Source organism: Marinomonas arctica (assembly GCF_003259225.1).
Lineage (GTDB): Bacteria > Pseudomonadota > Gammaproteobacteria > Pseudomonadales > Marinomonadaceae > Marinomonas > Marinomonas arctica.
Genome location: NZ_QHJF01000005.1, coordinates 150,875 through 176,422, shown reverse-complemented (window position 1 = coordinate 176,422; position 25,548 = coordinate 150,875). Strand labels below are relative to the sequence as shown.

The window sequence follows — 25,548 nt, the reverse complement described above, 5'->3', positions numbered from 1 at the left end:
CATAAACAGTGTTTTTACCGCTTAAAAATAGGACTGAAGCTGGGTTGTCTTGCACGAAATAAATAAAAAATGCCCTGACTGTACCAAGGTACAATAGCGGCCTTGTTATTAATCTCCTATCTTGTGAGTAATCATAAAATTATTGCGTCTTTTTAAAGACTCTTTTAAAGACTTCTTTTCTAGGGAAAATACCATGAGCGACAGTCAAGTTTCATTTGCAACACTAGGTAACGCGATCGGCTTTATTACAAAATTAAGCGGATCGGTTACTGTTCAATCGATTGATGGGCAAGAGCGAGTGGTTAAAATCGGTGATCCGATTTTCTTTGGAGAGATCGTTCTTACCGGACCGAATGGCAGTGCGGCTATTGCATTTATCGATGGTACAGAGATTGTCATTGGTAATGATGCTGTGGTTGAAATTACCGATGAAGTTTACAACAGTGGTGATAATGCTGACCTTGTAGCGGACTCTTCTGCCGATGTCGATGCCTTGCAAGAAGCGATTTTAGCGGGTGATGACCCGACGCTTATTCAGGATGCACCAGCGGCAGGTGAAGCGCAAGGCTTCGAGCAACAACGTGTTGATGTTGACATTGACCGAAATGACAACAGCGCACTGCCTACTTTTGGTAATGATACGCTCAGCACTCTACCGACTTACGGTTATGACACAGACAATGGTAGTGGCGGACAAACTGGCCAAAACCAATATTCAGTTCCTTCTAGTTCAAACAGAACATCCTCTGAGACAACATCGACAACGGTATCTCCTGTTGCAGCCGTTGCTGGTACTGTGACGGTTAATTCGATCACTTCCGACGACATGATTAATGCGACCGAAGCAACCAGTACTATTGTCGTGTCTGGTACGGCGGCTGGCGGTGATATTTCTCAAGGAGATCAAGTTGTGTTAGTGGTCAATGGAACCACTTACACCACGACAGTCAGTGCTACCGGTACTTGGTCGATTGGTGTTGCAGGCTCTGATTTAGCGGCAGATACCTCATTTGATGTGGTTGTGACGTCCAGCAATAGCTCTGGAAATACAGTTGAGAGCATTGGTACCTCGACGCATACCGTAGATCAAAGCACATTATTTGTTAATATTGATATCGACCCTATTACCGAAGACAGTACGATTAACGCTGCTGAAAGCAATGCTATGGTGACCATCACAGGTACTGTTACTGGAGACGAATTTAATACGGGTATTGTCACAGTTGTCATTAACGGCGTTACTTATGAAACTCAGGTAGGTAGTGATGGCATTTGGTCTGTTGATGTGGCGGGTTCAGACCTAATAGCGGACTCTGATCGTGTAGTGGAGGCAAGCGTTGTTGTTTCGAATAACATTGGCCAGGAAGGGGTAACAGATACCACTGAGAGTTATTTAGTCAAAACTGGCTCAAGAGCCAGTATCAGTGTTAATAGTATCACCTCTGATGATGTTATTAACGCTGAAGAAAGTGAAGGCAGCGTAACAGTTTCTGGTCGAGTGGGTTTTGATGCGTCCGCTGGTGATGTTGTTTCAATGACCATCAATGGTACCCTTTATACAGCGGTTGTGTTAGCGAATAAAACGTGGAGTGTAGACGTTTTAGGTTCCGATCTTGCCCAAGATGCGTCTTTTCAAGCCAGTGTGACAGGCCAAGATAGCGCGGGTAACTCTTTTAGCGCAACAACAACGTCAACTCATACGGTCGATACGTCTGCGGATGCGGGCACGGTGACAGTGAATGCGATTACGTCTGATGACGTGATCAACGCGACAGAAGCGGCAGGCACCGTGGCGGTGACAGGTACGGCGACAGGTGGCGACATCGCAGAAGGCGATAGCGTGACCTTGGTGATCAACGGCACGACTTACACAACGACAGTCGGTGCAGACAATACTTGGTCTGTGGACGTAGCAGGTTCTGATCTTGCCGCGGATACGGCGTTCGATGCGGTGGTGACGTCTTCTGATGAAGCGGGCAACACAGTCGAAAGTACAGGTTCTTCAACTCATACGGTCGACCTTGCGGCTAATGCCAATATTGATATCGGCAGAATTACTTCCGATAGTGTGATTAATAGTGGTGAATCCGCAGACGGTGTGATGGTGAGTATCACTGGATGGGTCGGCGGGGATGCTAAGCCTGGTGATACGGTTACTATTACTTTGGATGGCGAGGTGATTGGATCCGGTATTGTTTCAAATGAGCAAAATGCTTCAGGTAAGTATACATACTCGATTGATGTTTTAGGATCCGACCTCGCTAATACAACTTTAGCTAATCCGTTTGTGACTGCTACTGTTACTGGCACTGATGAGGCAGGTAATCCCTTCTCTGCAAACAGTACAGAGATCTTTAAAGTTGATACATTTGCAGATGTTGATGTGTTTTTAGCTGAAAACAACAATGATGGCGTGGTTAATTTTGATGAGGCTGGTAATTTAACTGTTGGTGGTTGGTTAGAAGTTGGAGGAAATGTCACCTCTATCACCGTTACTGACAGTGAAGGTCAAATGGTTACTCTGACTGGTAATATTGTGATTTCTGAGGATGGCAGTGGTTGGGCATATTTCGAAACCAATATTGATGTCTCAACACTTGCTGATGGTGAGTTGAGTGTGGTCGTCAATGTAACAGATGGTTATGGTAACGAAGGGGTTTCTAACCCTCAGTCGATTGTTAAGGATACAGTGGCTGATGCCGGCACGGTGACCGTGAATGCGATCACCTCTGATGACGTGATCAACGCGGAAGAAAGTGGCCAAACTATCACTGTGTCAGGTAAGGCTGTTGGTGGTGATATTTCCGTTGGTGATGTTGTCAAGATGACTATTAACGGCAAGGAATATTCTACGACAGTTGCTGTCGGTGGTTTATGGACCCTTGCTGTTGCTGGTAGTGATTTGGCGGCTGATACCGAGTTCGAGGTTGTCGTGACGTCTTCTGATGCGGCTGGAAATACCGTTGAGAGTAAAACAACGTCTACTCATGTCGTCGATACTACCGCGCCAGATTCACTTGTTATATCACTTAACACTGATAGTGGTAGTTCAGCGAATGACAATTTGACTAATGATGGCAGCTACACAATTACTGGTATCGAAAGTGGCGCTACGCTTGAATATTTTGTTGATGGAGAATGGATCACTACTGCACCAACCACATCGGAAGGTGTGAACACAGTGACTGTTCGCCAAGTTGATTCTGCAGGAAATACGTCTGAGAGTAGTACGTTAGAGTTTACTCTTGATACGGTTGCTGAGGTGGCTGGTGAAACAGTGTCTATGAATGAAGATTCTGCTGAGCCGATAGTCATTAATATTCTCGCAAATGATGAAAGTGGTGCCGTATTGGTTCCTGGCAGTGTCTCTTTTGACTCTGAAAAAGGGACTGTCACTGTCAATGAAGATGGCACACTACTCTTTACACCGGCTGCGGATTTCAGTGGTGAGGTTGAGATTGCATATCAAGTTATAGATGAAGCTGGTAATACAGCCACAGCGACGGCAACCGTCAACGTCACGCCAGTCACTGATGTGCCAACAGTTGAGTTGACGTTGGAGCCGACAACAACAACGACTCTTTATAGCGTAGATTTGTCTAACGTGCTTGATGGAGTAGAAGATCCTGTTGGCAATCCAGCCGGTTTTACTGTTATTGCTAAGAATAGTGATGGCAATGTAGTCGATATTTCCATTAAGGACTCCGGTAGCCCTACTGGTTTTGGCGTTACTGGTGCTGCTAGTAATGGTGATGACTCGGAAATTGGTAAGCAAGAGACGTTAGTCGTCGAGCTTGATAAACCCGCTTCATCCGCAACGTTCGAGTTGGCTTGGTTAAATAGTCATAATGAGACGGCTGTTTATACTGTCAAGTATAGTGATGGAACATCGGCAACTTTTACCATCGATGGTAATAGTGACGAAGGTGGTTATGATCGAATTGGTGATCCTGTAACGGTGACCGCGCCAGAGGGTAAATCCATATTGGCAATCGAGTTTTCTACACCGACAACTGGGGATCGTGTTGCGACGAGTGATTACTTGCTTCATAGCGTTTCTTACGAGTCGGCTGTAACAAATTACACAGTAGATATCACCGCTGCTCCGACTGATACAGACCATTCTGAAAACATTACGGAGTTAACAGTGACTACGCCAGAAGGGACGTCTTTGTCTGGCGCGGAAAAGCTGGGGACTGAAAATGGAGTAACAACTTGGAAAATCTCGCTAAACAGTGGCGGTTTTACAAATAACGTAGCGATTGATCCTGAGACTGGTGTTGTTACGGTTAAAGGTTTAGTACTGTCAGTGCCTGACGACTTTGATGGTGAGTTGTCAGTAACTGCGACGGCTACAGCCGTAGATCCAGGTGCTGCTGCCGTTTCCGGTAGTGCAACTTGGGAAAATTCTGCTCCTGAGCTAGCGTTTGCTGATGGTTCTGATTCTGTGGTCATTTCCGAAGAAGATTTGCTTGATAGCGATTCTGCAGCAGCGAATGGTGCCTCAGTGACTGGGACATTTAGTATAAGTGATGCAGAAGGCCAGAATTTGGCGTTATCACTTGTTGCTCCAGCTGAGGTCATGACATCTGGTGGTGTAACCTTGGTTTGGACAACCGACAGCAGTGGCAATTTGGTCGCAAAAGCGGGTGAGACTGAAATTATTCGTGTGGCGCTTACAGACACAGATGGTCAGCATGGTTATGTGGTTACTTTAAGTGGTCCTGTGGATCATGGTGATACCACATTGGAGGATGCAGTTACTGTTGACTTTGGTATTGCGGTTAATGATGGCCTTGCGACAACGACTGAGTATGTCTCTGTTTCAATTGAAGATTCTGCGCCTGTTGCCGTAAATGACGAAGATAGTATCACTGTTCGTCGAGAAACCTTTGAGGTTACTGGAATAGAGGCAAACTGGGTAAGTTATCAAAGCGGTACGAATGTGAAAACATTTGATGGTACTTCGACGCTTGGTGGATTGGATAATGATGATGGTAAAGACCAGATTCGTTGGGGAACTCCTGCTAGTTCTGGTTTGCAGTCAGGTTATGGCTTTATTGATAATGATGCAGGTTTAAGTGGACAATTTGAACTTAATGAAGACATTGTCATTGGGACATTCACTCACTATAACTATCCTGTTTATGATAACGCTATCACGGCTGCTTCGATGGAGGTGAGTTTTTCAGTCACGGATGATACAGGTGTGACTCAACCTGTTACCTTGAAAGTTGATTTTGATCATAATGAGACACCAAATAGTAACGATGCTCTTGCTTCAAGAGATATTGTGACGGTTAAAAATACCTTTGTAACTTTCGAATGGGAAGGTGAGGTTTATACGTTACAAGTGGTCGGTTTTAAAGATATTAATGATCCTGACGGCCCAGTGGTTACTTCCATTTATACCAATGAGGATGCCGCAACCAGTTACGAGTTGGTTGTTCGAGTTGTTGAGGGTGAAGGATATAGCCTTCCTGAAACGACAGGTAATGTGCTTGAGGGCGATGATGGTGCCGGGGCTGATGCACTCAGTCAAGATGGCGATACTTCTGTTGTCAGTGTCGCTGTTGGGGGGCTTGTTACTGAGTCTGATGCGAATGTCGGTTCAAGTATTCAGGGTCAATATGGTAATTTAGTGCTTAATGCAGACGGTAGTTACACGTATCAAGTAACGGTTTCTGTAGACAAAATTCCAGCTGGCGCGCAAGAAACATTCTCTTACATGATCCAAGACTCAGATGGTAGTACGTCATCGGCGACTTTATCTATTGACGTCGGAACGAACACCGCTCCTGTGGCTCAGAATGATGCTTTTACAGGTGAGATGGCGCAAGGATTAGAAATTAGTGTAACTAGTTTACTTGCCAATGATACAGATACTGATGGCGATACCTTAACTGTGACGAGTGTTAGTAATGCTCAGAATGGGTATGCATACCTGAATTCTGAAGGGAATGTGGTCTTTACGCCTGCCTCTGGCTTTACTGGGACCGCTTCTTTTAACTATACAGTTTCAGATGGTAATGGCGGTAAAGATACGGCAACAGCTACACTAGAAGTAAAAGCTGCGACTACGTCTGCAAACGTTACGGTGTCTATTGCTGAGATTAATGGGAATTGGGATGGATTTGGATCTAAATCTGATCTTATCGATTCTGCAACTCACCACGATTATAATTATGATCAATGGCATCAGTTTGGTTCAGGTAATGATCAAATTGTTATCGATAATGACGTTGAAAAGTGGCTTGATGCAGGAGATGGAGATAACTCAATTTATGTTGGAGACGATGTAAATAGAAATAATTCAGCAGGTATCAAAACAGGTAGTGGTGATGATGATATCTTTGTTAAAGATAATGTTGATAGCACTATACAAACTGGTGGCGGTAACGATCGTGTCCAGATAGGTTATGACTTGGGTAATGGTTATCATAGTGCACATATCAACTTAGGTGATGGTGATAATAATTTGATCATCAAAAATGATGTCAACAATTATTCAACAGTCCATTCAGGCTCTGGTGATGATGTTGTCTCGATTGGTGATGATGTTAGATATGACGCCGACATACAGTTGGGTGATGGTAATGATCGACTAACTATCGGCGATAAAATTGAGAAAGAGGTTTCGATCAACCTTGGTTCAGGTAATGATGTTCTGGTAGTCGGTGGGAAGGTATCAGATGAAGCATGGGTCGATGGTGGATCGGGTTCTGATTCTGTATGGTTTGAATCCTACTCGCGGTCTGACTACAACTCAGATAAAGATGGAATTAAATCGCGTTTTGCTAACTTCGAAAACTTTAAGTTCTCGGATGGCACCGTGATTGGGAATGCTTCAGCATTCGATGGAAGTAGTGTTTCTGGCTATTCGGTAACCGTTAATATTTCAGATTTAGCATCAGATGAAACGCTATCAAGCGTTGTTATTAATGGCGTCCCTGAGGGCGCTAAATTGCAACAAAATGGTATTGATCTCGCTGTAAATGATGATGGAACCTATACCGTTTCTGTTGATAGTGGTGTTACTTCAATAGACAACCTAATGGTCGTTAGTAGCTCTAATTCTCAGCTTGATGATTTTGAACTGACGGCATCTATTAATACTAATGGTGTAAATGATGATTTGATTGGTACCACAGATGAATCTGTTATTGTTGGAGGTTCCGGTGACGATTTCTTGTCTGGTACTACTGGGGAAGATTCGTTATTGGGTAACTCTGGCGATGATGTGTTGTTTGGTGGTAATGATCAAGTTTCAGATACCCTGACGGGAGGCGCTGGTAACGATATCTTTATATTGAATGACACAGCAGATGTGTCAAATATCGATATTATTACCGATTTTAACGCGGCTGAGGACGCATTAGATTTAACTGATCTGTTAACAGGAATAGAAGGAGACCCTGGTAAAGATGCCGATGTTGATGCGATTACCAAATTCTTAACAGAGAACGTTAAGGTAACAGATGGACATGTTAAAGTTGGGGGCGAGGATGTGGCTGAATTTGGTTCTGCTTCTAGTTTCGATTCTAACTTGGATGGTTCAGTGTCATCGACTGACTCGATCAAAGTTATCTACAATGACCAAGAGTACAACATCAATATTGATGGTTAATCTGGGCCTAAATAGACGTTACTAAAAAAGGCCGAATCGTTATGCGATTCGGCCTTTTCGTTTCTGTAACTTATTCAGTTTAAAAAGTGATTATTCCTGTTAACTTAAATTATACGCCTAAGCCAATAGGGCAGCTCACACCTGTGCCTGCGAGGCCACAATATCCATTCGGGTTTTTGTGAAGGTACTGCTGGTGATATTCTTCGGCAAAGTAGTAGGTGTCGAGGGGTTCGACTTCTGTTGTAATCATACCGTGGCCTGCGCCGAGTAGTTCTTTTTGAAAGGCCGCTTTGCTGGCTTCCACAATCGGCATGTCTTTATCGTTGGTGGTGTAGATAACAGAACGGTATTGACTACCGATGTCGTTGCCTTGACGCATACCTTGGGTAGGATCATGGTTTTCCCAGAAAACTTTAAGGACGCCTTCTAATGAAATAATAGAGGGGTTAAACACAACCTGTACGACTTCGCTGTGTCCTGTTTGCCCTGAGCAAACTTCTTCATAGGTTGGGTTGGGGGTGTAGCCGCCCGCGTAGCCAACAGAAGTGACGATAACACCGGGCGTATTCCATAACTTACGCTCGGCCCCCCAAAAACATCCCATGCCTAGGATAATCTCAGATTCATTAGGGTTTTTAGTGCGGACAAACGGTTCATTGTTGACAGCGTGTATCCCAGAGATTTTAAGAGGAGCACTTCTACCAGGAAGAGCATCGGCTTTAGCGGGGATTGTTGATTTTTTGAGAATGGTTTCAATATTACTGGGCATTTATATCTCCTAACCGTATGGTCGAAAAAGTTTCGTAGCTATCTTTACCCTGCCATAGTCTTTTATACAAGGTGTGATAGGTGTCTCTAACGTAGATCTGAGTTTACTGATATTAGATAATGAGGGGGAAAGGTCAATTTTCAACTATTCGTAGATATATTCTCAAGTGGGCTTGACTCTGGGATTAATCTACCTATAATACGCACCTCGTTAGCAAGGGTTGAGCAAATTTGCTTAACCAACAAGCATTGATGAATGTTTGTTATTAATGATGATTAGTCGCGGGATGGAGCAGTCTGGTAGCTCGTCGGGCTCATAACCCGAAGGTCGTTGGTTCGAATCCGGCTCCCGCAACCATTTTAAATAAAGTAGCAGGTTCCTATTTTTAATTAGAAATAGAGCCACAGCGTATTTTATTGTAGATGAAATCTAATCAAACGAAATCGTTAGATATTCTTGTAAAAGTTAGTTTGTCGCGGGATGGAGCAGTCTGGTAGCTCGTCGGGCTCATAACCCGAAGGTCGTTGGTTCGAATCCGGCTCCCGCAACCAAATTCGTAAAGTGGTAAGAATTTATAACCATTTTGTAAAATATATTTCAGAATTAACCTATTTAATATCAATAGGTTACATGTCGCGGGATGGAGCAGTCTGGTAGCTCGTCGGGCTCATAACCCGAAGGTCGTTGGTTCGAATCCGGCTCCCGCAACCAATTCGTAAAGCAGTAAGAATTGGTAACCATATCTCTAAAATATATTTCAAAATTAACCTATATTAATATCAATAGGTTACATGTCGCGGGATGGAGCAGTCTGGTAGCTCGTCGGGCTCATAACCCGAAGGTCGTTGGTTCGAATCCGGCTCCCGCAACCAATTCGTAAAGCAGTAAGAATTGGTAACCATATCTCTAAAATATATTTCAAAATTAACCTATATTAATATCAATAGGTTACATGTCGCGGGATGGAGCAGTCTGGTAGCTCGTCGGGCTCATAACCCGAAGGTCGTTGGTTCGAATCCGGCTCCCGCAACCAATTCGTAAAGCAGTAAGAATTGGTAACCATATCTCTAAAATATATTTCAAAATTAACCTATATTAATATCAATAGGTTACATGTCGCGGGATGGAGCAGTCTGGTAGCTCGTCGGGCTCATAACCCGAAGGTCGTTGGTTCGAATCCAGCTCCCGCAACCATTTCTTAAGAAAAAATCTTAGATTCACTTTTAATTCCAATTAAGTGCTCCCGCAGCCACTTATTAAGAAAAACTCCTTTAGCAAGTTCAAAAAATTGTAGGTTCACTTTTAAGTTCGACCAAGTGCTCCCGCAATCATTTCTTAAGAAAAACTCCCGCAACCATTTCAAATTCTATGCTTGGTATCTTTCTGTGTCACATATCCAGCTTCTTTTTTGTCGTTCGTATACGCTATTTTTTTAGTGGTATATCGTTGAGTATTTGCAAAATGGTAGGGTCGTTGCTTAGCTTGGCAAGGTCGATTAGGTAGCTTTTTTCGAGTTCTTGCATTGCTTGGTTTGCTAGTAAATCTTTTAGCAGTTGTTTTTCATTATTAGCTATGGCCGTTTTTATTGCGGCGAAGTTTGCAATACTTTGGCGTGTCTTGTTCGCTTCCATTAATTGCTCCTTATTTAGCCTATAAGTAAAAGACAGAGTTTGTTTTCAATATTCCACCATAGGTTTGTGCATCACAAAATGCAACCCTTATAAAGGACTGTGATATTTAAATGCTTTGCTGAACGTAGGTTTGGTTCGGTCTATCTATATGAATTTTATAATAAAAAGCCATTTACTATAGAGCAAAGCAGCCACATCAAAACGGCGTAGTGGCGGCTGTTGTTAATAATGGTTCGAGTCGGTATCTGGTAACGGCTGGTCATCAATAGTCCGAGTCCTGTTAACCCGCTGCTACCGGCTGCGATGGCCCAAGCACTTAAAAACAAAAAGCCCAGCTGGGTTGGGTCTGGATTTAATGGTAATAACATAGGGCTGGCAATGGCGACACTTACGACCGGATGGATGCCAATGACGCCGGCGATGATCATGGCCGCCAAGGTAAGAGAAAATAACAGAGGGCTAAAGGTAAAGGCGTCAAGATTAAAAAACTGCGGATAACTGAGGATAATGGCGCTGATACCACTGGAAAAAACACCTGCACCAAGGAAAAGAGCAAACTGACTGCCTATCTGTGGCAGTTTATGGTTTACAAAGTGAGACAGGCTCTTTTGTCTTGATTGAGTGCGCATTAAAAGAATGGCAGCAATGGGTGCCAAAATGCAAATAAGCACGAGTATGCTGATATCAGGCCAAATAAAATGAAAAAAAATCACACAGGAAGCCAAAAACATGGGAATAAACAGGCTTTCTAAGCGAATGGGGTAGCCGTGAAAGTCGCCTTTGGTACGTCGGTAAGCCTCAATGCTTGAAAAAATAATCGAGATAGTCGCCATTAAAAGACCCGGTAACAGAGTCTTTTGCCATTGCATGCCGGGTGCATACGTAATGGCCACCCCAGTGGCGACAAAAAAAGGTGACCACCATGCAGCGGCAGAAAAACTACGTGTAAGAATAAATTGCTGTACGGGCGTTAGTCTAATTGCCCCCTTCATACGATCCGCAAACACCATGATCACCGACAGATTAATCACAGCTCCTAAAACTTGCACACCAATAGCGGTGTTAAAAATAGCGCTTAAGCCTTTAGGTAAAGGGCGGCTTTCATCTTTGGAGCCAGTAAGATCTAAAAAAGACACCGCAACAAACATCGCCAACATGGGCAAGTTGACCGCAAAAACTTGTTGCCAAGTCATCCATGTACCTTTTGAGGCGGCAAACAATAGCGCCGCTATTCCTATTGCCATTAACCAAGAGACTTGGCGTTTTGCGCTTGGCGCTAACGTATGCCACATGGCGACATTAGCGGACCAAGCCAGTATGGTTGGAAGCAATATAGAAATGAATGGCGGAACAGTTAATAGATAAAACAGCAAAGTGCCCAGTACCAGCCAGCCAGTGTATTTCCGAAATATCTGCATGGATAACGTGTTGTCCTTACATGATGGATTTTATTAAGAGATAAGAAGACTAAAATAATTGCATAGTGATACATATGCAGTGTAACGGCAATAGCACCTGACAAGGAACTAGAGACAGTGGTGCGTAGGTATTCATTTTGGGCGTAAGTGATGGTTGGTTATTGATGGTAAGTCATGAATGATTAGCTGTATTAATGCGTAATATGAGTAAAGCCATAGAGACTGGATTTTTTCGCACATGTTCTGATGAGTTGAACATGTGCGATGCTTGTTGTCAGACAGTGTTTGTCAGTGGCTAAGAGAGCTTGCTGATAATACTAAGTAGGTCCTGTTTAAATGTGTTATGGGTGACAACACCTTGTTTTGAATCAAAGTTATCGAAGAAACTCGGCAGTGAGAGGGCACCGACTAGGTTGGCTGCAAAATAGGGTGCTGATGCTTGCGCAGTCGCTAAAACACTTTGTGCTCCTCCAGGTCCTGGCGACGTGGAGAGCATAATAACGGCTTTATTTTGAAAAACTTTCATGTCGATTCGTGATGTCCAGTCGAACAAATTTTTATAGGCTGAGGTGTAAGAGCCATTGTATTCAGCGAATGAAATGATAATCGTATTGGCTTCTCCTATGGCGTTATAAAAATCGTGTGCTAGCTGTGGAATGCCCGATTCTTTTTCTTTATCTTCACTGTATATAGGCATTTCAAAGTCGTTAATGTCGATTAGTGAGACGTCTGCGTTGTTGATTTGTTGTGCCGCATAAAAAGCCAATTTTTTGTTAATGGAATGTTTGCTGTTGCTGGTGCCGAAGGCCAGTATTTTCATGGTTAGTCTCCTATGATGAATGTTTTTAGAAAGGTGTGGCAAGCGTAGATTGTTTTTTTAGCGTATTTACACTGATCAGTGCGAGGACGAGAGTAAACGCTCCCGCTACCATGTAAAAGTCACTGTATCCTAGTTTGGAAATAAGAGCTGAATTGATAAAGGGAGAAACAAATTGTCCGATAAAGACGCTGCTGGTGAGTACTCCAGATGCGAGTCCGCGTTTGTTGATTGGTACAAACTCCATGCCTTTTACCATGAAATTCGGCATCACCAATCCCATACACACTCCCATTAGGCCACAACCTAGCACAACTAAGCTGAACGAGGTTGCTTGTGATAGCACGAGCATGCCAATGCTCATTGAGGTAAAGCCTATGAGCGCGACGCCATAACTTTGGATTTTAGTGACCAATTTACCAAAAAATACCCCCGTTATCGCAGCGGTTAAGGTGCCCATACCAATAGCTAAGCCTGATTTGGCTGGGTCAGTGATGCCGATATCCGCCATAAAAAACGGTATTTGTGTTGGTAAAATATAGAAGACGATTAAGTGGCAAAAAAGTAGAAAGGAGCAACTGAAAAGTGGTGTTTTCCATGGATTATCTGTCTTGTTTTGTGGGTTGCTATTTTGTTGGTGTACTCGTTTATTATCTAGAATGGCTAGGTATATTAAGGGGACTAATAGAATGGATACCGCATAAATATAGAAGGGCAAGCGTGCGTTTATGCTTGCTAAATACCCTGCAGTGATAATGAAAAGGATGCCGCCGATATTAGAGAAGGCTTGTTGTAGACCCATAAACTGACTTCTTTGTTGGCCAGAAAAATAATCGGCTATTAAGGCTGTTATGCCGGTCATCAGTCCTGCGACGCAAATGCCTAAAATCGCCCGACTGATAATAATGGCTTCTAATCCCTGTAGCTGTGCGCCTGAAGCACCCGCGATAGCAAAGACGATGGTTGCGATGATAATTTGTTTTCTTCGACCAAATCTATCCGCTGTCCAACCTAATAAGGGTGCAAAAATGACCACAAAAAGAGCAGGAATGGGTAACAGCATTTTGACGAGCAAATCGGCAGAGGGCGTTCCCGAAAACTCGTTTGCTAAACCCGGTAAGGCGGGAGCGATGGTGGCGTTAGACATGACAGTTAAAGTGGAAATTAGCAGGAGACAAAGGACTTTAGGCTCTAATAGATTGATTTTCATTAAGACTCTCTTTCTAGATGTAGACAGTATGGTTCAGAGTTTTCTCAGCTATATTTTTAGTCATTGAGCTTGAGATGGCTTTGATTTGTGTTTATTCTGCTACCTAAACTTAAGTTGAGGTCAAGCGCCAAATGCAAAAAAAGATCATTCCTGAATGGATTTCGGTGGGTATGTTGAGTGAAAGAACCGGTGTCTCTGTGTCTGCCTTGCATTTCTATGAAAGAAAGGGGCTAATAAAGAGTCACAGAAACGCGTCCAACCACAGGTTATATCCAAAGCACGTTATTCGGATTGTGTCACTTATTCTGGTAGCGCAACGCACAGGCTTTTCATTAGAAGATATTTTGTCCGAACTTGCAGGACTGCCAAATCGAACCCGAGTCACTCTTGAGGATTGGGAGCAATTAGGTTCCAGATGGCAAAGCGAGCTTGATAAGAAAATAACTCAGCTCACGGAGTTAAGAGACATGATGACAGATTGCATCGGCTGTGGTTGCCTTTCTCTTGAAAGATGTCGATTGCTTAATCCGTACGATGAATTGGGCGAAAAAGGAGCAGGGCCACGATTGATGACGGAATGAACGCAAATAGCAAAAAATTATTATTTAGGTTTGTTAGATAAAGCCGCTCCCACACTTATTCTCTCATTTTCAATGCACTATCGCTTAAAGAGCTTTTTTGTAAAAACGCTAAACCAAAACAAAAAAAGATAATACCGCTTGGTAAACCATCGATTTACATTCCTCTTACTCCATCCGGAGATCGTTCACTTTATAAAAATAACAAGGGATGAAAAGATGAAAAAAATCGTTTCTATGAGTCTGCTGGCGACTCTTTGTGCTGCGACATCACTTCCTGCATTGGCTGCAGGTGAAAAAATCGGTTTATTAATGTCTGACTTACGCTTAGAGCGTTGGCAAAAAGACCGTGATTTGTTCACTCAAGCGGCCGAATCTATGGGCGCAGAGGTCTATACTCAGTCTGCCAATGGCGATGTAACGACTCAGATTTCTCAGATCGAAAACATGATTTCTCGTGGCGTTGATGTGTTGGTTATCGTGCCGGAAAACGGTGAGGTACTTGGTAATGTTTTGGCCGAAGCCAAGGCCGAAGGCATTAAGGTTCTGGCGTATGATCGCTTGATTAAATTTGCCGACATCGACTTGTATGTGTCGTTTGACAACATTCGAGTGGGAGAAATGCAGGCTGAAGCCTTACTGGGCTTAAAACCAACGGGCAATTATTTTTTGATGGGTGGCTCACCAACGGATAACAACGCAAAGATGTTCCGTCAAGGTCAGATGAATGTGTTGCAGCCTGCTATCGATGCGAAAAAAATCAACGTCGTGGGTGACCAATGGGCAATGGGTTGGTCAGCAGAAGCAGCCTTGAACATTATGGAAAACGGGCTGACGGCCAATGCCAATAAAATTGACGCGGTGGTTGCGTCTAACGATTCAACCGCAGGTGGTGCGATTCAAGCGCTTGCCGCACAAGGTTTGAGTGGCAAGGTGGTCATTTCTGGCCAAGATGCAGACTTAGCCGCGGTGCGTCGTATTGTTGCGGGCACACAAACCATGACCGTATACAAGCCGATTTCCAGTCTTGCCAAAACCAGTGCAGAGATGGCTGTGAAGCTGGCTCGTGGTGAAAATATTCAATCCAATGGGACGGTGAATAACGGTACAAAAGAGGTTAATGCCGTGTTACTTGCGCCTATTGCCGTGACGAAAGATAACTTAGATGCCACCGTGATAGCCGATGGCTTCCACTCTCGCAATGATGTTTACAACCCTTAACTTTTTAATGTACGGCGCTCCATTGAGCGCCATTTGCTGTTGTTTTTTTGTATGCAAAAAAGCTGTAGGAAAGAGGTGTAAACATGACGCAACCATTATTGGACATGCGCGGTATTGTAAAAAGCTTTTCGGGTGTTCGTGCGTTGAATGGCGTCAGCATTCAGCTTGCTCGCGGTGAGGCCTTGTCTATCTGCGGGGAAAATGGTTCTGGTAAATCGACTCTGATGAAGGTGCTCAGTGGTGTGTGGCCTCATGGTTCCTATGAAGGTGAGATTTTTTTCGAAGGCAATCTGGTGAAAGCCGCGACCATCCGCGATACCGAAGCGCTTGGTATTGTTATTATCCATCAGGAGTTAGCGCTCGTTAAAGAATTATCGGTATTGGAGAATATTTTTCTCGGTAACGAGCTGGGTTCTTTTGCACGACTTAATGACGAAGAAATGCATCGTCGTACGTCAGAATTGTTAGCGCGAGTGAAACTGGACGTGTTGCCCGATACACCAATACGAGACCTTGGTGTGGGCCAGCAGCAGTTGGTCGAGATTGCCAAAGCGTTGAATAAAAACGTGAAATTGTTAATTTTGGATGAGCCAACCTCGTCTTTGACGACGACAGAAATTGACATTTTGTTGAACATTGTGGGTGAGCTAAAACAACAAGGTATCGCCTGTATTTATATTTCTCATAAATTGGATGAGGTGTTGGCTTTATCCGATTGGGTCACTGTGATTCGAGATGGTGACCACATTGATACCAAGTCCGCGGCTGATCTGACGCAAAATGACATCATTAGTATGATGGTTGGTCGCGAGTTGGATGAGTTATTTCCGCGTGAAGAACACGACATCGGTGATGTGGTTTTGCGCGTTAAACACGCTACCGCCAAACAAGCAGGCGCGCCCCGGGCTCAGGTAGACGACGTTAGCTTTGAATTGCGTCAAGGGGAAATTCTTGGTATCGCTGGTTTGATCGGTTCTGGCCGTACTGAGCTGATGCAATGTCTGTATGGTTCTTACGATGGTGAGTATCAGGCAGAGATCGAGTTAGAAGGCCAAACGGTCAACATTCGTTCTCAACGTGTGGCGCTAGAGGCTGGTATTGCCATGGTGCCAGAAGATAGAAAGCGTCATGGTATCGTGCCTATTATGAGTGTTGGTCGCAATATTACGCTATCCGTATTAGGTCAATATTCTTCTTGGTTTGGCGCCGTCAATGAAGACAAAGAAAGTCATGATATCAACGACTACATCGCACAACTAAAAGTCAAAACGGCCTCCGCAGATTTATCGATTAAAAACCTCAGTGGCGGCAACCAACAAAAAGCCATCATCGCCAAATGTTTGTTAACCCATCCGAAAATTCTGATTCTCGATGAACCAACTCGCGGTATCGATGTGGGCGCGAAATATGAGATCTACAAGTTGATGTTTGCTCTAGTGAAACAAGGCATGTCCATCATCATGGTGTCGTCTGAATTATCCGAAGTAATAGGGATCAGTGACCGAGTATTGGTGATGCACGAAGGGCGTTTAAAAGGGCAATTTGACCATCAAGGTTTGACCCAAGAAATGATTATGAATTGTGCGATCAAAGAAGGTGTAGCGAATGTTTAAAACAATAAAAACCAGTCAATTACAACTGTTTGCGATGTTGGCAGCGATGCTGCTGATTGTCGTCTTTTTTTCCATTGCCACCGATGGGGCGTTTATCTCGCCACGGAATATTTCGAACTTGATTCGCCAAACAGCGATTGTGGGCGTGCTCGCGATAGGGATGGTGTTCGTCATAATCAGTGCCGAAATTGATTTGTCGGTTGGCTCCATGATGGGCTTATTGGGTGGTATTGCGGCGATTTTGGATGTTTGGTTTAACTTTCCGATTTTACTGACTGTGTTGGTGACGGTAATCGCGGGTTTGGCTCTTGGTTTGTTTAATGGTTGGTGGGTGGCCTATCAAAGGGTGCCATCGTTCATCGTTACCTTGGCAGGCATGTTGGCGTTTCGCGGTATTTTGGTGGGTTTGACCGATGGTGCCACCGTTGCACCAACGTCGAGTTCTCTGGCCGTTATTGGTCAAAGTTATGTTCCTTCTGGTTGGGGCATCAGTGTGGTGGGCTTATTGTGTTTAGGTCTAATCGCAAAAGTCTATGCTCGACGCAAGGCAAGAAAACAGCATGGCGTTGAAAATAAAGCGGCAAAATTTGAATACGCAAAAGCCTTGGTTGCTGTGGTGGTGTTGTTGGTCTTGTTGTATGCCTTGGAAAGTTATCGAGGTATTCCAACGCCGATTTTGATCATGGGCGGTTTGATCCTTATTGCCACTTATGTTGCCAAACGCACTGCCTTTGGTCGTCGAGTCTATGCTATTGGTGGCAACATTGAAGCCACTCGTATGTCTGGGGTGAACGTTGAGCGAACCAAAATGCTGGTGTTTGGCTTTAACGGCATGATGGTGGCAGTGGCCGCTTTGATTCTGACTTCTCGGCTTGGTGCGGGTTCTCCAGCGGCCGGAAACATGGCGGAACTGGATGCCATTGCGGCCTGTGTGATTGGCGGAACCAGTTTGGCTGGCGGTGTTGGTGCGGTATTTGGTGCCATCATGGGGGCGTTGATTATGGCAAGTTTAGACAACGGCATGAGCATGCTGGATGTACCAACTTTTTGGCAATTAATCGTCAAAGGCATGATTTTATTGCTGGCTGTCTGGCTGGATGTGAAAACCAAAAAAGCGCAATAAAAATAAGTTAGCACCAACCTCACGCGCGAGGATGACGATTAACAAAATGAAGGATATGTTTTATGTATATAGGCATCGACCTCGGCACCTCAGGTGTCAAAGTAATTTTAATGGCAGAAGACGGTAATGTCGTGGCCAGCTGTTCTTCGCCTTTGTCTGTGTCTCGGCCATTTGATCTGTGGTCAGAGCAAACACCGGAAGACTGGTGGCAAGCCACGGATTTGGCCATGTTACAGTTGGCTGCAGAGAATGATTTGCAGGGTGTTAAAGCCATTGGCTTATCGGGTCAGATGCATGGTGCAACCTTATTGAATAAAAAGGGTGATGTACTAAGACCTGCAATCTTATGGAATGACGGCCGTTCCCACGAAGAATGTTTGCTATTGCAAAGGCGCTGCCCAGAAGTGCAAGCAATTACGGGTAATTTGGTGATGCCCGGTTTTACCGCGCCTAAGTTGCTGTGGGTAAAACAGCATGAACCAGAAATTTTTGGGCAAATTGCGAAAGTGTTGTTACCAAAAGATTACCTACGTTTTCGGATGACGGGCGAGTTTGCTACTGACGTTTCTGATGCGTCTGGCACGCTGTGGTTAAACATGGAACAACGCGTTTGGAGTGACACCATGTTGAGCGCCACAGGATTGACGGCTGAGCAAATGCCTTGTGTGTTCGAAGGAACCCAAATCACTGGTGTGATTTATGACGATTTAGCAAAACGCTGGTCTATGCCCATTGTGCCTGTCGTAGCTGGTGGTGGTGATAATGCCGCTGGTGCCGTGGGAATGGGCATTATTTCACCTCAGCAAAGCATGTTGTCATTGGGTACATCTGGGGTGATTTTTGCAGTAAGTGATGGCTTTACCGCCAATCCTGCGGCGGCATTGCACAGCTTTGGTCATGCGATTCCAAACACTTGGCACACCATGTCAGTGATGTTGAGCGCGGCAAGTTGTCTTCATTGGGTGACGAAATTAGCTCAGTTTAGCAGCGTGGAAGCAGCGCTTTTAGCCGCTGAAAATCGCATAGATCACGATACTAACCTCACCTTTTTGCCGTATTTAAGTGGCGAAAGAACGCCACACAATGACCCCAATGCAAAAGGTGTTTTTTGGGGAATGACCCATGAAACCACCGCAGCGGACCTTGTTCAGGCGGTGCTTGAGGGCGTGACCTTCGCTTTGTTGGATGGGTTAGATGCTGTACGTTCTGCGCAAACCATCAACGACAGTATTGATGTGATTGGCGGCGGCGCTAAAAGCGCGTATTGGCTACAAATGTTAGCCGATGTCTTTAACGTGCCAATGGATTCCCGAGAAGGTGGTGAGGTTGGTCCCGCTTTGGGAGCCGCACGATTGGCGGCAATAGGTTATCAAGGCCAAGAAGCGTTAAAGACCATTTGTAGCAAACCCGAGCTCATTAAACAGTATTTGCCAAATCAAGCAAACGCCACTCGATATACTGAAAAGCGCGAGCGCTTTCAGGCGCTATATCAAAGAGTAAAAGGACTTTGATGCGCGAGAGCGGTGCCTTATGACACCGCTCTTTTTATGACAAACTTTCTCTCATTACGATTTCTGTTATTCCCTTTCTGATTTTTATCATTCTCTAGAACTAATGGACTCTCAGAGAGTATTATCGAGCCAGCTAAAATAAAAATTAGAGACGCTTTTGTATGTTTGAAAAACGCTACCGACTCAATCTCGTGTTCAATGCCAACAAGGTCTACGATCGACAAGTGATCGAAGGAATTGGTGAATATTTGCAAGCCGCGCAATGCGACTGGGACGTTTATTTTGAAGATGATTTTCGCTCTCGCCTTGATGCGCTAAAGCATTGGAAAGGGGACGGCATCATTGCCGACTTTGATAACCCAGAAGTGGAAGAGATTCTTAAAACCACAGATATTCCCACCGTGGCAGTGGGAGGGTCTTATCACCATAAAAAAGACTACCCTAGATTGCCTTATGTGGCGACGGACAATGCGGCCTTAGTGCGCTGTGCGTACCAGCATTTAAAGCGTAAAGGTTTGCCGCAGTTTGCTTTTTACGGTGTACCCAGTACGGATTACAGTCGTTGGGCCTGTGAGCGGGAGCATGCGTTTGTTGAGCAAGTCCGTTCTGACGGCTTTGAACCCCATGTGCATCAAGGTTTTTGTACGTCGGCGGAAATTTGGGAAACGGCACAGCATGCGCTTGAAGCTTGGCTGAATAACCTGCCTAAACCCATTGGCATTATTGCCGTTACCGATTCCCGAGCGCGCCATTTGTTGCAGGTCTGTGATCATTTGAATATCTTGGTGCCGGAGCAAGTTGCCATTGTTGGGATTGATAATGAGAGCATGGCAAGGTATTTAAATCGCACCGCCTTGTCTTCCGTTGAACAGGGTAGTAAGCAAATGGGCTATGAAGCGGCAAAAATGCTGCATAGAATGTTGTTAGGTTATCCTGTTGAAAATTCGTTGGTGGTGGTCGATCCGATCGGCATTGCGGAAAGGCAGTCATCGGATTATCGCGCGTTGCACGACCCATATGTCATCCAAGCCATGCATTTTATTCGTCATAATGCTTGTCGTGGGGTAAAAGTCGCACAAGTTGTGGACTACATTGGTATATCAAGAACTAACCTAGAAACCCGCTTTATCGACGAAATTGGCTGCTCAATGCACGAACAACTGCACATGACCAAGTTTTATCGTGCTTGTGAATTGATCACTTCAACTGATTTACCGTTTGATGAAATTGCCCGAACTTGTGGCTATCCTTCCGTGCAATACATGTACACGGTATCACGTAAAAACCTGGGTATGACGCCGGGGGAATATCGCGTGTCGTCGCGGCTGGGTAAAGACAATAAGTCGTGATTTGAATATTTAAAAAAACTCTTGCTGCATTTTGGCAGTGCCGTTAAGTATACTTCCCTAAAAGCTATTGGGTTCTGGATGATTGTTTGACGAATAAAATGAGCTGGTAAGCGCTTGATCTATTTGTCTTTATTTGGAAAACTTGGCGAGCTTTACATCTAATTAAGATCGTTCATGAAAGGGGAGTATAAGTTTGTCTGCGACCATCAAAGACGTTGCGTTACGGGCTGGTGTATCGACCACGACAGTCTCTCATGTTTTGAATAAAACGCGCTTTGTGGCGAAAGCGACACAAGAACGGGTTCTCCAAGCCGCTGAGGAGCTCAACTATGCGCCCAGTGCCGTGGCTCGCAGCTTAAAGGTAAAAAATACCAAAAGCCTTGGTATGTTAGTCACCACCACCTTGAATCCCTTTTTTGCTGAATTGGTCAACGAAGTCGAGAAGTGTTGTTATCGAGAAGGTTACAATCTTGTGCTTTGTAATACCGATGGCGAGCTCGAAAAAACCAATTCTTATCTACGAATGCTGACGCAAAAACGTGTTGATGGCATTTTGGTCATGTGTTCCGCCTATGACGACTCGTTGTTTAGCTCTTTGATCGGCCAGCGTAATTTGCCTATGGTGGTAATGGATTGGGGTCCTTCTGATGACTATGTTGATCGCATTCAAGACAACTCGGTAAAAGGCGCGCATCTGGCCATTCAGCACCTTATAGAGCAAGGTCATAAACGCATTGCGTACATTGGTGGCCCGTTAGAAAAGTTGCCCGCGAAGCAGCGTTTAGACGGTTTCATTGAAGCCATGGAGCAAGCAAATCTGGTCGTTCAAGACGACTGGGTGATTGAATCTGACTTCGAATTTGAAGGTGGTAAATTAGGGATGCGCCAATTGTTATCTTGTGCGAGTTTGCCAAGTGCGGTGTTTATCGGTAACGATGCCATGGCAATGGGGGCCATGAGCGAAGCGCAATTGTCTGGTATTAAGATCCCGCAGCAATTGTCTGTCATTGGTTATGATAACTGCCTGTATTCTGCCTATTTTAGCCCGCCGTTAACCACCATTAATCAACCTAAAGAGCGATTAGCCGAGTTGGCGATCAGTACCATGATTGAGCGGATTGAGAATCCACGCCAAGAAGGCAAGATGATCATGTTGGAGCCCAACCTAGTGGTTCGTTCGTCGGTCGCTGCTGTATCGACAATATAGCGCCAATGTCTTGTTATTTTCTGTGTATTTTCCTTTCAGATTGTTGGGCTCTCTGCTCGATTTTAGACGAAAAACGCGTTTTAAGATTGAGAATAGGGCTTGTTGGAAGTTTTTTCATAGAGAAAAGTCCTTATAATTCAGTCGCTTGATTGTTTGTCGTTAAATTACACCAGATATTCATGTTTTTAGTGTCTTAACTGTTTGATAAATAGGGTTTTTTTCTTATCGGTCAAGAATTCATTGACAAGCTCCATATGCTTAAGATAAAAATAGCAAACGATTACGCAATCGTTTGCTATTCGATATATTTTAATAAAAATAAGCATACCGGAGACATACAATGAAAAAGAAAACCTTCTTGAAATCTTGCCTTGCTGCAACATTACTGACCTTGGCTAGCACCAGCGTTTTAGCTAGCAATGGTTTGATCGCCATTATTACCCCATCCCACGACAATCCATTTTTTAAAGCCGGTGCCGAAGGCGCGGATGCGAAAGCCAAAGAATTGGGTTATGACACCTTGGTGGCGTCTCATGACGGTGATGTAAACAAACAAAACCAATTGATTGAAACAGCCATTGCTCGTCAAGCCAAAGCGGTGATTTTGGATAATGCGGACGCAGACGCCAGTATTGGATCGCTAGAGCGTTTGAAAAAAGCCGGCATTCCAGCTTTCCTATACGACCGTGAAATCAATAAAACCGGTATCGCTGTCACGCAAATCGTATCGAATAACTTCCAAGGCGCTCAGCTTGCTGGTGAGAAGTTTGTCGAATTAATGGGCGAAGGCGGTGAATACGTTGAGCTAGTAGGGCCAGAGTCTGACACTAACGCGCAAGTACGTAGTGAAGGTTTCCACGATATCGTTGATAACTTCCCTGAGTTCAAAATGGCGGCTCGTCAGTCTGCCAACTGGAGCCAAACCGAAGCGTTTAGTCGTATGGAATCGATTTTACAGGCGAACCCAAACATTAAAGGTGTGTTCACTGGGAATGATTCTATGGCCTTGGGTGCCGAAGCAGCACTTCAAGCTGCGGGCCGTAAAGATGTTTTCATCGTTGGTTTTGATGGTCTAGATTACGCACGTGATTCGATTCTAAAAGGCTCCAACATCAAAGCAACCGTTATGCAACCAGCCTACGCTCAAGCACAGCGCGTTGCGGAACAAGCCGATCTTTACATTCGTACAGGCTCAACAGGATTGCCAGAAAAACAACTCATGGATTGTGTATTGATTGATGGTTCTAATGCGAAAAACCTAAGTAACTTCGCGCTCAAATAATAACAACCTGACTCGGAGTCCTCGCCTATGAGGGCTCCGGCTCCTTGGGTATCATTATGTCTTATAAAAAACTCTTTCAATGTATCGGGCTTATTGCCTGCCTTAATCTGCTGACAGCCTGTACTGTTACGGACTTAGATGCTGAAGGCAATCCTATTATCCCTAAAGATCCAAATGCTGTGGTTAGCTTTGCAGACTTTACTTTGTCGGAAGTGGCCGATCAGCTTTGGCAGCCAAAAGTCTTGCCTGAAGCAACACAAGCATTCACCCCGTGGGAAAGCATTAAGTCCCAGTTGGATGCGCAGCAAATTAACACCAAGCAAAGCTTTTTTGTGCGCTTAGATGGCACCATCGAAAGCGTGGATTTAGGCAAAATGAAAGGCGTGGTTAAGCTGAAAGTAGGCGAGACCGATATCGACTTACAAGTTGGCCGCATCATCAAAGGTAATGCGATTCGTGATGCCTCTCAATATGTGTTGTTTGATGATTTTAAAAACCAAATTCGTTTCGCTCAAATCTCCCGAGAGTTGAACAATCGCGCTATGGCGGCTATTGGTGAACCAGATGCTAGCTGGGTCGGTGAAACAGCTTCTGTTATTGCTGCGATTACCATAGATCAAAACGTCATCAGTGATGCTGTGCCAATACAGATTACTCGTGGAGGCAAATGATGAGCCAAGCTAACGCAGACATCGTCATTCGCGCTGAAAAAATCTCCATGATTTACCCAGGCACTATCGCGTTAAACGAAGTGGATTACCGAGTTTATCGTGGCAAGGTGAACGTCATCATAGGCGAAAATGGCGCGGGTAAATCCACCTTGATGAAAATTCTGGCGGGTGTTCAGCAGCCAAGCAAGGGTACTATTTATCTCAATGATGAAGCCGTGTCTTTTCAGCATACTCGTGATGCTGCTGCCAAAGGCATTGGCATGGTGCATCAAGAGTTGAATCTGTTTGGCAACCTCACGGTGGCAGAAAATATTTTCTTGGGACGGGAAAAACAGCGAGGCCTGCTGCCGCTAGACACAGCGGAGCAACATCGAGTGACTGCTGAGCTCATGGCGCGTCTTGATCAAGACATTGCGCCATCTGAATTGCTGTCTAACTTAAAAGTTGGTCAGCAGCAGTTGATTGAAATCGCCAAAGCCTTGGCCGATGAAGCGGATGTGCTGATTTTGGATGAGCCCACTTCGGCGTTGAGTAAAACCGAAGTCGAGTTGCTGTTCAAAGTGATTCGAGATTTAACCGCTCAAGGTGTTTCTATCATCTATATCTCCCATCGCTTAGAAGAGCTGATGGCGATTGGTGATTACATTACGATTTTACGCGATGGGCATTTCCAATCTGAAGCGCAGGTCAAAGACATCGATGTGCCGTGGATCGTCAGAGAAATGCTGGGTAGCGATCCGGTGTCTACTTTCTTAAAACCAGGTCGTGAATTTGGCGAGCCGGTGCTCAATGTCAAAAACATTAAGCTGATCAACGAAATGGGTCATACCTTGGTTGATGACGTGTCGATGAATGTGAAATCCGGTGAAATTGTGGGCGTGTATGGGCTCATGGGAGCGGGTCGAACTGAGCTAATGGAATGTCTGCTTGGTTTGCAAGAATACTCAGGCGAGGTGGAGATTGCGGGGCATAAAGTGCCTGCCAAAATGGACACTAGCGAACGCATTAAATTGGGCATTTGTTTGGTACCAGAAGATCGAAAAAAGAACGGCATTTTCCCCATTTCGTCAGTGAGCAATAACATGACGATTTCGAGCTTGTGGCGTCGACTTAAACATCGTTTTTCCATCGATGAAAAAGCCGAAGCCGAGGCGGTGACGTCCGCCATTGGCGATTTATCCATCAAGGTATCGTCTCCTGATATTGAAATACGCGCATTGAGCGGTGGTAACCAACAAAAAGTGGTGATTGGTCGAACCTTGTTAACCAGTCCGAAAGTGTTGTTATTGGATGAGCCCACTCGCGGCATTGATATCGGTGCCAAGAGCGACGTGTTTAACATGATGGTGACACTTTCAGAGCAGGGAATCGGCGTGTTGTTCTCAACCTCTGACCTGAAAGAAATCATGGCGGTTTCTGATCGCATTCTGGTGATGTCCGGAGGCAAACTAACCGCCAATATACTTCGATCTGAAGCCACAGAATCTGCACTTGTATCAGCAAGCGCGCAAGGACTTTAAT

16 protein-coding genes and 6 tRNA genes are annotated in these 25,548 nt (G+C 44.7%); 17 read left to right on the top strand and 5 right to left on the bottom strand.

The features are described 5' to 3' along the window. Window positions 1–193: 193 nt before the first annotated feature. Window positions 194–7,627: a retention module-containing protein gene (locus DK187_RS04345; RefSeq protein WP_111606111.1), complete on the top strand. Its 7,434-nt coding sequence runs from the start codon at window positions 194–196 to the stop codon at window positions 7,625–7,627. Window positions 7,628–7,736: 109 nt separating this feature from the next. On the opposite strand, the gene msrA is transcribed toward DK187_RS04345, so the two are convergent. Beyond that, window positions 7,737–8,396 (bottom strand): peptide-methionine (S)-S-oxide reductase MsrA, encoded by a 660-nt coding sequence (msrA, locus tag DK187_RS04340; RefSeq protein WP_111606110.1) that lies wholly within the window; start codon window positions 8,394–8,396, stop codon window positions 7,737–7,739. A gap of 280 nt (window positions 8,397–8,676) precedes the next feature. Between msrA and DK187_RS04335 the strand changes: the two genes are divergently transcribed. From DK187_RS04335 to DK187_RS04310, 6 genes are all read left to right on the top strand, one after another. Next, window positions 8,677–8,753 (top strand) — tRNA-Met (locus DK187_RS04335). Window positions 8,754–8,870: 117 nt separating this feature from the next. Then, a tRNA-Met gene (locus DK187_RS04330) sits at window positions 8,871–8,947 on the top strand. 83 nt (window positions 8,948–9,030) lie between these two features. Continuing rightward, window positions 9,031–9,107: transfer RNA gene (locus DK187_RS04325), tRNA-Met, on the top strand. 84 nt (window positions 9,108–9,191) lie between these two features. Then, window positions 9,192–9,268, top strand: a tRNA-Met gene (locus DK187_RS04320). Window positions 9,269–9,352: 84 nt separating this feature from the next. Then, window positions 9,353–9,429 (top strand) — tRNA-Met (locus DK187_RS04315). A gap of 84 nt (window positions 9,430–9,513) precedes the next feature. Beyond that, a tRNA-Met gene (locus DK187_RS04310) sits at window positions 9,514–9,590 on the top strand. A gap of 230 nt (window positions 9,591–9,820) precedes the next feature. Here DK187_RS04310 and DK187_RS04305 read toward each other — a convergent pair. The 4 genes from DK187_RS04305 to DK187_RS04290 all read right to left on the bottom strand — a co-directional run bounded on the left by DK187_RS04305 (window position 9,821) and on the right by DK187_RS04290 (window position 13,472). Continuing rightward, complete coding sequence (locus DK187_RS04305; RefSeq protein WP_111606109.1) at window positions 9,821–10,027, bottom strand: hypothetical protein; 207 nt, start codon at window positions 10,025–10,027, stop codon at window positions 9,821–9,823. A 155-nt stretch (window positions 10,028–10,182) separates the two neighbouring features. Beyond that, window positions 10,183–11,445: a hypothetical protein gene (locus tag DK187_RS04300; protein WP_111606108.1), complete on the bottom strand. Its 1,263-nt coding sequence runs from the start codon at window positions 11,443–11,445 to the stop codon at window positions 10,183–10,185. Between the two features lie 295 nt (window positions 11,446–11,740). Next, complete coding sequence (locus tag DK187_RS04295; RefSeq protein WP_111606107.1) at window positions 11,741–12,265, bottom strand: NADPH-dependent FMN reductase; 525 nt, start codon at window positions 12,263–12,265, stop codon at window positions 11,741–11,743. A gap of 25 nt (window positions 12,266–12,290) precedes the next feature. After that, a complete protein-coding gene (locus DK187_RS04290; RefSeq protein WP_111606106.1) occupies window positions 12,291–13,472 on the bottom strand; it encodes an MFS transporter in 1,182 nt (393 codons plus the stop codon). 131 nt (window positions 13,473–13,603) lie between these two features. Between DK187_RS04290 and soxR the strand changes: the two genes are divergently transcribed. The 10 genes from soxR to DK187_RS04240 all read left to right on the top strand — a co-directional run bounded on the left by soxR (window position 13,604) and on the right by DK187_RS04240 (window position 25,547). Continuing rightward, window positions 13,604–14,053, top strand: coding sequence for a redox-sensitive transcriptional activator SoxR (gene soxR, locus DK187_RS04285; protein ID WP_111606105.1), 450 nt, complete (start codon window positions 13,604–13,606; stop codon window positions 14,051–14,053). A 216-nt stretch (window positions 14,054–14,269) separates the two neighbouring features. Continuing rightward, window positions 14,270–15,271 carry a D-xylose ABC transporter substrate-binding protein gene (xylF, locus tag DK187_RS04280; protein WP_111606104.1) on the top strand — a complete coding sequence of 334 codons (1,002 nt, stop codon included), beginning with the start codon at window positions 14,270–14,272 and terminating at the stop codon, window positions 15,269–15,271. Between the two features lie 83 nt (window positions 15,272–15,354). Beyond that, the gene (locus DK187_RS04275; protein ID WP_111606103.1) at window positions 15,355–16,884 is read left to right on the top strand and encodes a xylose ABC transporter ATP-binding protein; all 1,530 of its coding nucleotides are present in this window, start codon (window positions 15,355–15,357) and stop codon (window positions 16,882–16,884) included. Beyond that, window positions 16,877–18,007 carry a sugar ABC transporter permease gene (locus DK187_RS04270; protein ID WP_111606102.1) on the top strand — a complete coding sequence of 377 codons (1,131 nt, stop codon included), beginning with the start codon at window positions 16,877–16,879 and terminating at the stop codon, window positions 18,005–18,007. Before DK187_RS04275 ends, DK187_RS04270 begins: the two co-directional genes overlap by 8 nt. 62 nt (window positions 18,008–18,069) lie before the next feature. Beyond that, on the top strand, window positions 18,070–19,518 hold the full coding sequence (xylB, locus tag DK187_RS04265) for a xylulokinase (protein WP_111606101.1): 1,449 nt from the start codon (window positions 18,070–18,072) through the stop codon (window positions 19,516–19,518). 161 nt (window positions 19,519–19,679) lie between these two features. Further along, a complete protein-coding gene (locus DK187_RS04260; RefSeq protein WP_111606100.1) occupies window positions 19,680–20,867 on the top strand; it encodes a XylR family transcriptional regulator in 1,188 nt (395 codons plus the stop codon). A 193-nt stretch (window positions 20,868–21,060) separates the two neighbouring features. Beyond that, complete coding sequence (locus DK187_RS04255; protein ID WP_111606099.1) at window positions 21,061–22,074, top strand: substrate-binding domain-containing protein; 1,014 nt, start codon at window positions 21,061–21,063, stop codon at window positions 22,072–22,074. Between the two features lie 340 nt (window positions 22,075–22,414). Then, on the top strand, window positions 22,415–23,356 hold the full coding sequence (locus DK187_RS04250; protein ID WP_111606098.1) for a D-ribose ABC transporter substrate-binding protein: 942 nt from the start codon (window positions 22,415–22,417) through the stop codon (window positions 23,354–23,356). Between the two features lie 56 nt (window positions 23,357–23,412). Next, on the top strand, window positions 23,413–24,027 hold the full coding sequence (locus tag DK187_RS04245) for a DUF2291 family protein (RefSeq protein WP_111606097.1): 615 nt from the start codon (window positions 23,413–23,415) through the stop codon (window positions 24,025–24,027). Further along, window positions 24,024–25,547: a sugar ABC transporter ATP-binding protein gene (locus DK187_RS04240; protein WP_223232353.1), complete on the top strand. Its 1,524-nt coding sequence runs from the start codon at window positions 24,024–24,026 to the stop codon at window positions 25,545–25,547. The genes DK187_RS04245 and DK187_RS04240 overlap by 4 nt, the downstream gene beginning before the upstream one ends. The last annotated feature ends 1 nt before the right edge of the window (window position 25,548 follow it).

Coding starts and splice junctions, on each gene's coding strand:
- DK187_RS04345 (WP_111606111.1), top strand. CDS start 194: ATGAGCGACAGTCAAGTTTCATTTGCAACACTAGGTAACGCGATCGGC.
- msrA (WP_111606110.1), bottom strand. CDS start 8,396: ATGCCCAGTAATATTGAAACCATTCTCAAAAAATCAACAATCCCCGCT.
- DK187_RS04305 (WP_111606109.1), bottom strand. CDS start 10,027: ATGGAAGCGAACAAGACACGCCAAAGTATTGCAAACTTCGCCGCAATA.
- DK187_RS04300 (WP_111606108.1), bottom strand. CDS start 11,445: ATGCAGATATTTCGGAAATACACTGGCTGGCTGGTACTGGGCACTTTG.
- DK187_RS04295 (WP_111606107.1), bottom strand. CDS start 12,265: ATGAAAATACTGGCCTTCGGCACCAGCAACAGCAAACATTCCATTAAC.
- DK187_RS04290 (WP_111606106.1), bottom strand. CDS start 13,472: ATGAAAATCAATCTATTAGAGCCTAAAGTCCTTTGTCTCCTGCTAATT.
- soxR (WP_111606105.1), top strand. CDS start 13,604: ATGCAAAAAAAGATCATTCCTGAATGGATTTCGGTGGGTATGTTGAGT.
- xylF (WP_111606104.1), top strand. CDS start 14,270: ATGAAAAAAATCGTTTCTATGAGTCTGCTGGCGACTCTTTGTGCTGCG.
- DK187_RS04275 (WP_111606103.1), top strand. CDS start 15,355: ATGACGCAACCATTATTGGACATGCGCGGTATTGTAAAAAGCTTTTCG.
- DK187_RS04270 (WP_111606102.1), top strand. CDS start 16,877: ATGTTTAAAACAATAAAAACCAGTCAATTACAACTGTTTGCGATGTTG.
- xylB (WP_111606101.1), top strand. CDS start 18,070: ATGTATATAGGCATCGACCTCGGCACCTCAGGTGTCAAAGTAATTTTA.
- DK187_RS04260 (WP_111606100.1), top strand. CDS start 19,680: ATGTTTGAAAAACGCTACCGACTCAATCTCGTGTTCAATGCCAACAAG.
- DK187_RS04250 (WP_111606098.1), top strand. CDS start 22,415: ATGAAAAAGAAAACCTTCTTGAAATCTTGCCTTGCTGCAACATTACTG.
- DK187_RS04245 (WP_111606097.1), top strand. CDS start 23,413: ATGTCTTATAAAAAACTCTTTCAATGTATCGGGCTTATTGCCTGCCTT.
- DK187_RS04240 (WP_223232353.1), top strand. CDS start 24,024: ATGATGAGCCAAGCTAACGCAGACATCGTCATTCGCGCTGAAAAAATC.